This is a genomic window from Streptomyces sp. NPDC059668 (genome assembly GCF_042734135.1).
In the GTDB taxonomy this organism is placed as follows: Bacteria; Actinomycetota; Actinomycetes; order Streptomycetales; family Streptomycetaceae; genus Streptomyces.
In genome coordinates this window covers 92,758-99,790 of sequence record NZ_JBHWEL010000027.1, presented here as the reverse complement: position 1 = coordinate 99,790, position 7,033 = coordinate 92,758, and the positions used below count along the sequence as shown (strand labels likewise).

The 7,033-nt window shown below is 67.7% G+C and carries 4 protein-coding genes and 4 pseudogenes; 5 read left to right on the top strand and 3 right to left on the bottom strand.

Annotated elements, in window-relative coordinates; genetic code table 11:
• Window positions 1-251: 251 nt before the first annotated feature.
• Window positions 252-722: a peptidoglycan-binding protein gene (locus ACFV2J_RS21180; RefSeq protein WP_385082888.1), complete on the bottom strand. Its 471-nt coding sequence runs from the start codon at window positions 720-722 to the stop codon at window positions 252-254.
• A gap of 1,138 nt (window positions 723-1,860) precedes the next feature.
• Here ACFV2J_RS21180 and ACFV2J_RS21175 point away from each other — a divergent pair.
• The 3 genes and pseudogenes from ACFV2J_RS21175 to ACFV2J_RS21165 all read left to right on the top strand — a co-directional run.
• Window positions 1,861-2,343 (top strand): annotated as a pseudogene (locus tag ACFV2J_RS21175) (lamin tail domain-containing protein); the annotation flags it as partial.
• A 930-nt stretch (window positions 2,344-3,273) separates the two neighbouring features.
• Window positions 3,274-3,971 (top strand): annotated as a pseudogene (locus ACFV2J_RS21170) (transcriptional regulator); the annotation flags it as partial.
• A 78-nt stretch (window positions 3,972-4,049) separates the two neighbouring features.
• Entirely contained in the window at window positions 4,050-4,283 is a 234-nt protein-coding gene (locus ACFV2J_RS21165; protein ID WP_385082886.1) for a hypothetical protein, read from the top strand.
• A gap of 18 nt (window positions 4,284-4,301) precedes the next feature.
• Here the strand turns inward: ACFV2J_RS21165 and ACFV2J_RS21160 are convergent.
• Window positions 4,302-5,505, bottom strand: a pseudogene (locus ACFV2J_RS21160) (IS110 family transposase).
• Between the two features lie 211 nt (window positions 5,506-5,716).
• On the opposite strand from ACFV2J_RS21160, the gene ACFV2J_RS21155 reads away from it, so the two are divergent.
• Both ACFV2J_RS21155 and tpg read left to right on the top strand, forming a co-directional pair.
• On the top strand, window positions 5,717-5,839 hold the full coding sequence (locus tag ACFV2J_RS21155) for a hypothetical protein (protein ID WP_385082891.1): 123 nt from the start codon (window positions 5,717-5,719) through the stop codon (window positions 5,837-5,839).
• A 15-nt stretch (window positions 5,840-5,854) separates the two neighbouring features.
• Window positions 5,855-6,417 (top strand): annotated as a pseudogene (gene tpg, locus ACFV2J_RS21150) (telomere-protecting terminal protein Tpg).
• A gap of 416 nt (window positions 6,418-6,833) precedes the next feature.
• Here the strand turns inward: tpg and ACFV2J_RS21145 are convergent.
• The gene (locus ACFV2J_RS21145) at window positions 6,834-7,016 is read right to left on the bottom strand and encodes a proprotein convertase P-domain-containing protein (protein WP_385082890.1); all 183 of its coding nucleotides are present in this window, start codon (window positions 7,014-7,016) and stop codon (window positions 6,834-6,836) included.
• Window positions 7,017-7,033 lie beyond the last annotated feature (17 nt).

The window sequence follows — 7,033 nt, the reverse complement described above, 5'->3', positions numbered from 1 at the left end:
GCTCTCTCTCTCCCCCCCCCGCCCCCCCCCTCGCAGGGCGCGCGGGGGGTGCGGTCGGGGGGGGGGGGGGGGGGGGCGCCGGGGCCCCCCCCCCCCGCCCCGGCCGGCGCATCCGGTCAGTGGACCGACCCGGCCTTGATCGTTCTCAGGCTGGAGGCCACCAGCTTGGCCTGGAGCCCATCTGATACCGGGCTACCGAGCCCGCCGGTCCGGGGGCTTGCGAACAGGTTCTGAACGTTCCAGCCGCGCTCTCAGAAGCAGCCGTTGGTGTGGGTACCGTCCTGCTTGTATTGCTTGAAGGAGAACCAGGAGCTGGTCATGGGGCCGAAACGGCCGTCCACGCTCAGCCCCGCGTTCCACCTCCCGTTGATTATTGTCTGGGCGTTCTTGACCGCCTGCTCGGTGGCGGGGCCGAAGTCCATATCCGGCTGGATGTTCTGCGAGTAGCAGGTGATCAGGGTCTCCTGCAAGGCCAGCACGGCGTAGTTGTGGTCCCCGCGGGTCACGACGCAGTTGTAGTTTCCTGAGTTCGCGGCCGTCGACGGCTTGTGGAGGTAATAGGACCCGTCAGGCACCGACCCGCCCGCCTGCACCCAGGTGAAGGAGGCGCAGTGGACCTCGGCAGCGGAGGCTGACGTGGCGCCCAGGCCGAGGGTGGTGGCGGCGGTCAGTGCGCCGACCACGCCTGCGGCAAGTTTGATTTTGGTAGTACGGAATTGCATATTCCCTCCCTTTGCTTCATGACCTTTTGTCGTGTTCACATCACTAGGACGTGTCAAAGTGTTGGAAGGTTGCATTCCTCTTGCAGCGTGTCCTGCATGGGCATTTTGAGGGACCGTTCGCAGCAGTAGAGAGCGGCTGCCAGCCCGAGAAAGGCGCGCTAGTCGCCTCATCGGCCCACGAACTGACAGCCGGGAGCCTGCATGTCTCGCCCAACTGGCCCGGTCAAGCGGCGTGACCTGCTGGTCGGGGTCCGTGAATACATGGTCCGCAACGGTGTAGCGGGTCTGTCCCTGCGCCCGCTCGCTCGGCACCTGGGGACCAGCGACCGCATGCTCCTGGATTACTTCGGGACCAAGGAACGCATGGTCACCGAAGCGCCCGCCATGGACGAACGGCGACCACTCCTGCGCTCCCAGGCCCTGCTCGACGACCAATGGCGACTGGGATCGGGCCGGCATGGCCTTCCATGCTCTGCTCGACTGCCTCGAGCCCGGCTGGCGAGATACCTGACCGTGCTCCGTGTCGAGAACAGGAACGCCCCGGGGCCAGGCAGAGGCTCGGGCCCTGATTTCCCGTACGGCGGCAGTGGTGGGTGCCTGTGCGTGTCGCGCGGTCGAGGGAAGTTGCTGCACGCGGACGACGCCGCTTATTGGCGCCGTGTTTTCTGGCAAGCCCTGTTCGTCGGTGGGCGCTTTCGACCGCGGTAAGGCCAGGGCTCTCTTTGCTCTTTGAAGGTTCCGGATGTGGGGGTGCATACGAACAATTGATGAGTTATCAGTCGATTGTTCGTTGATTCGTCGTATTTGCCTGTTACATGCCGAAGAGGACTTTGGTGTGCGGAGGGTTGTGGGCGTGCAGGGGTGTACGACGGCCGGAAAGCGCTTTCGCCGTGATGATCACGGGATGGATGTATCCGTCCGGGAACTGAGTGTGGGGGTCTGAGGGGTTGGGTGAGTGCTACAGGCGACTGTTACGAAAATGTCCGCATACAGCGACACGAAACGGCGCATCTTCTATCGAGTCGGTCGGGCGGGCAGGCTGTGGGTTCTCGGCAGCAGCCGGGATCCGCACACCGCCCGCCTCCGGCCGTTCAGGTCGGTCGTGATGCGGGCTTGCACCTCAAGGGGAGCACTGTTGATGTCTTCTCGTTCGATCTCCCGCATCGCCGCCGCGACTCTCGCGGCGGGCACTGCGTTCGGTGCGTCCGCGCTGCCGGCCTCCGCCCAGTCCAGCCCCCACCACGCGGCCGCGTACCGCTCCGGCGTTGTCATCAGCGGCGTTCAGTACGACTCCCCGGGCTACGACGACCGTTCCAACTACTCCCTGAACCGGGAGTGGATCGACGTCACCAACACCTCGTGGCGCAGCGTGAACCTGGACGACTGGACGCTGTCCGACGAGGACGGCCACACCTACACCTTCGACCACTACCGCCTCGGCGGCCGCGCAACGGTCCGCGTGCACACGGGTATCGGCCGCGACACCTACCAGGACGTGTACCAGGACCGCCGCAACTACGTGTGGGACAACCGCTCCGACACCGCGACGCTGCGCAACGACCGCGGCCGGTTCGTCGACGAGGTCTCGTGGGGCGGCCGTCACTTCCGTGACCGTGACGGCTGGCGCTGGGACGACTTCGGCAGCCGACGCTTCCGCGACGGCCGGCGCCTGGGCGACCTCGGCGGACGCCACCACCGTGACCACAACGGAGCACACCACGGCAGCCACGGCGGAGCGCCCCGGACCGGCGGCCAGCCCAGCCACCAGGGCCAGAACGGTCACCACGGCCAGGGCAGTCACCAGGGCCAGGGTGGCCAGGGCGGTCAGGGCCAGGGTGGCCAGGCCGGTCAAGCTGGTCAGGGTGGCCAGGGCCAGGCCGGTCAGGGTGGCGGTCAGCACCAGGGTGGCCAGGGCCAGGGCGGTCAGCATCAGGGTGGCCAGGGCCAGGGCGGTCAGGGCCAGGGTGGCCAGGCCGGTCAAGCTGGTCAGGGTGGTCAAGCTGGTCAGGGTGGTCAAGCTGGTCAGGGTGGCGGTCAGCACCAGGGTGGCCAGGGGCAGGGTGGCCAGGCCGGTCAAGCTGGTCAGGATGGCCAGGCCGGTCAGGGTGGCGGTCAGCACCAGGGCGGCCAGGGGCAGAGTGGTCAGGGCGGCCACCACTGATCCCGTGTTCCGGGTGACCGTGGAACCAGTCACCGGCTGATTTCTGTTTCGCGGCGCGCAGCGGCTTGTCCGGCTTCTGCGCGCCGCTGCGCGTGATCGGCGTCCGTACGGGCCTCGCCAGCTGGACGTTTCGTCAGCCCATAGCGGCCTGGGGTGAGCTGAGGGCCCGAAGCCAGAAGCCAGCTCGGGCCCTCGCTCCTCGTCCACGGGCTGTAGGGGACCCGTGTGCGGTGCCCGTTCAACGACAGCCGCTTCAGGTAGACACGCCGCGCCGCCTCGAAGGCCGGCCGCTAGGGACCACCGGTATGAGGAGCTTCCTGGTGGCTGACGCCGGACCTGTGTCATCAGGCTGCCGTTTCGCCAGGTGCCAGGAGCGCGTGACGAGTCCTGTTGGTCGACCCCAGCCATGTGGACCTGTCGCGGGTGAAGGTCGGCAAGGACCAGTGGGCAGAGCTGGACGCCAGTCTGCTGCCCAACCTGTTCACGCCGAAGGGCGACCGGCCCGAGGGCCCGGCCTGGTACGCGACACCCACCGTCGCCTACGCGGCGGAGCTCGGCTACGACGTCGCGCCGGTCGAGGCCTACGTGCGCTACGACAGCGGGCGTTACCTGGACGGCTGGTACAACCGGCTGCGCGACGCCGACCTCGGCGTCGGCGCGGACCTGTCGCCGGCCGACTTCCTGACGGCTACCGGCAGGGTGACCCTCAGCTGGCGATCGTCGTTTCGGCCATCAAGGCGTCGGTGAAGGGCAGCCCGGGCAAGCTGCGTGAGCGGCCCCGTGGCGAGGGCTGGAAGCCCGGCCAGCCGTGGCGGGCCCTCGCCCGGCCGACCTGGCGGCCGGACATCCATGCGGCGGTCATCTCCCGCACGCGAATCAACCTGCACCGGAAGATCGTCAAGCACGCGGCGTTCACCGGGCAGTACCCGGTGGCGATCCTGTCCGACTGCGTCGTGTACGCGGCAGGCGGCACCAGCCCGCTGGACTTCCTGCCCTACCGGGACGGCAAGCCGCTCCCGGGCGGCTTCAAGCTCGGCATCAACCCAGGCCTGGTCAAGTACGAGGGCACCCAGTCCGTCCTGTGGGGGGTGCCCCTATGTGTTTGGTCAAGGTCGAAGGCCAGTAGGTTCGTGTGATCGAGGGCGGGCTGAGCCGATGGGGTGTGCATGAGTGATAGCCAGGTCACGATCAAGCTCACGAGTGACGAGGCATTGGTGCTGTCGCACTGGCTGGAGAAGCTCCAGATGGCGGACTTCAGCCAGGTTGTCGACGATCCGGCGGTGTGGGCGCCGATCCATAGGATCGCCGGAACGCTCGACAAGACGCTTCCTGAGCTGTTCGCATCCGACTATGACGAGCGGCTTGAGGCGGCTCGTCAGAGGCTTCGGCCGGAAGACTGATCGAGCGGACCGAACTCCTCACCTGGTTGCGGCGGATTGGGGTTCGTAGAAGGTTCCGTCGCGGAGCATCGCGAAGAGGACGTCGGCTCGTCGTCTGGCGAGGCAGAGCAGGGCCTGGGTGTGGTGCTTGCCCTGAGCGATCTTCTTGTCGTAGTAGGCCCGGGACGCGGGGTCGCCCAGAGCCGTGAATGCCGAGAGGAAGAAGGCCCGTTTGAGCTGCTTGTTTCCTCTCCTGGAGGGCTGTTCGCTGCGGATCGAGGAGCCCGAGCTCCGGGTCGCCGGGGCGAGACCCGCATAGGCGGCGAGGTGCCCGGCGGTCGGGAAGGTGCTGCCGTCACCGACCTCGATCAGGATCCGGGCTCCAGTCCTGACGCCGACCCCCGGCATCGACGTCAGGACCTTGGAAAGAGGGTGGTCCTCCAGGAGTTCCTCGATCCGCCCGGCCAAGAGTTTGCGCTGGTCAAGGACTGCAGTCAGGGATCCGGCCAGGCTCGGGACGATCAGCGCGGCTGCCTCGGTGCCCGGAACGGTGACGGTCTGCTCGTCCAAGGCGGTGAAGATGTCCTTGACGAGTCGCGCGGCCATCCGCGGGGCCTTCGGCCGTAACAGCGTGACCAGCCGCCGCCGTCCGGCCTTGCGGATCTGGGACGGTGAACCGAACCGCTCCAGCGAGGCCAGCACCGCCGGGTGCTGCAACCGCGGCCCCAGCACCCGCTCCAGCGAAGGGTGGATCTGGGTCAGCAGGCCGTGGAGGCGGTTCGCGACCCTGGTGGCCTCTCCGGCCAGGTCGTCGTCGAACCCGACGATCATCTCCAGCTCGGCGATGGTCTCGTCCTCGCCGTCGATCGCCCGCAGCGTGTGAGGCATCGCGCGGGCCGCGTCCGCGGTGATGAACGCGTCCTTCGCGTCCGTCTTGGCCTCGCCCGGGTAGAGGTCGGCGATCCGCCGCATCGTGAGGCCCGGAAGGTAGGCGACGGGGCAGCCTATGTCCCTCGCAACGGCCAGCGGCAGGGCACCGATCGAGGCCGGCTGGTCGACGACGACCAGCACCGTTCCGTGCTTGGCCTTCAGCTTGGCGAACAGCTCGCGGAGTCTTGGGCTCGGTGTTGGGCAGTCGCTTGTCGAAGGCCTTCTTCCCGGCCGGGTTGACGGCGGTGGCGTGGTGTTCGCCCTTTCCGACGTCCAGGCCGAGCAGGACGTCAATGTCACTCGTGTCGACCACGTGCGAGCCCCTCCGCTCACGCTTTCGTCCGGCCTTGCCTCGGCATCGAGCTGCCACATCCACGTTACGGAGAGCTCTTCCGGCTCGGGTGAAGCCGGTGCTCAAGCCCCTCATCAGCGGTCCGTCGATGCCTCCGGGCTCGGTGACACCACCCCGGATCATCACGAACAGGAGGGCGAAGTCATACCGGACCCGAAGGCCGGAGGCCCCATTGCAGAGCCACGAAAAAGGTAACGGGGGGGAAGAGGTCGGCGAGCGGTTCAACGCACCGGACCTCAACCCCGCCCGGTACATCAAGGACGGCAGCGTCACCGACGTCGACAACGGCGAATAGGGGAGTGGGCAGGCGATGAGCATGTTCGGGGACGGCCTGGAGGCCGCGGTGCACAAGGCGTTCATCCGCCCGGGCGCCCAAGAGCGCACCCACGCAGATGCGCTACCTGGTCAAGCAGTTGGGGGGGGGCACCAAGGCGGTCGCCCAGATGCTGCGGATCTCCCAGCGCCACCGTTGAACGGTAGGTGAAAGACCAGATCAAAAAGCCCCGCCCAGACCTGGCCGCACGCCTGGAACGCGAGGTGAAAGCCCGCTGGCAGCTCCAGATCCGGGCCAAGGCCCGCAAGAAGGCGGCGACCACCGGCGGCATCGTCATCGACACCCGCGCCCGCCTCGGCTACACCGCCCCCATCGGCACAACCGACCAAGACCGCATCCGCCACCTCACCGTCGCGCTGCCGCCCCGCTACGCCGCCCGCCTCTTCGACGCCCAACAGGCCGGCGCCAGCGACTCCGAGCTCCAGGAGATCGCCGCCGAAGCGCTCAAGGAGGTCTATTTTCAGGACGGCGGCCGCCGCGCCGGAAGCCTGGAAGAAGTCCGGTTCACAAATGTGGAGCACCTGGAGTTCGAGCTGTAGCAGCCATGTCTGGAATAGCCCGCGCCCCTGGATGATCCAGCTACCCGGAGTTCGTGCCTGCGTTACATCGCTGGCTCGGGGAGCGGATGACGTCGCAGGCCTATGGCGGGTCACGGTGGTGGGTGTGGATGGTGAGTCCGGTGATCCGGCCTGACTGGATGACTGGGCCGACAGCTCCTCAAGAAGGCGCACGGTGAGCTGGACGCCGGCCCCAGGCCGTTCGCGGCCTTCCTGGACGTCTCCGGCATATGGGCCCCGGCCGCGGCGTTCACAGCTGCCGAGGCCCATATGCCCTCTGCCACCCAGCAGTTCGCAGCCCTGGCCGAACAGACCGCAGCCCGCCTTGCCCTTGGCCGCGGGCAAGGAGCTGTCGCCGGCGCAGGGCGTGTTGTACGCGGGCGTTGCCCGGCCCTGCGCTAGAAGGTCAGGTTCCAGGCGTCGATCTTGCCCGTGTCGGAGGCGGCATTGTCGTTGACGCGCAGCTTCCAGGAGCCGTTCGCGACCTCCGAGGAGGCGTTCACGGTGTAGGTCTGGGCGATGTTGTCGGCGCTGCCGCCGGCGTGGTTGTGCAGCGTGTAGACGGTGCCGTCCGGCGCCACCAGGTCGACCTTCAGGT

What these genes read in the sequence shown, in the direction of transcription:
- ACFV2J_RS21180 (WP_385082888.1), bottom strand. Translation starts at nt 722, where the DNA reads ATGCAATTCCGTACTACCAAAATCAAACTTGCCGCAGGCGTGGTCGGC.
- ACFV2J_RS21165 (WP_385082886.1), top strand. Translation starts at nt 4,050, where the DNA reads ATGAGTGATAGCCAGGTCACGATCAAGCTCACGAGTGACGAGGCATTG.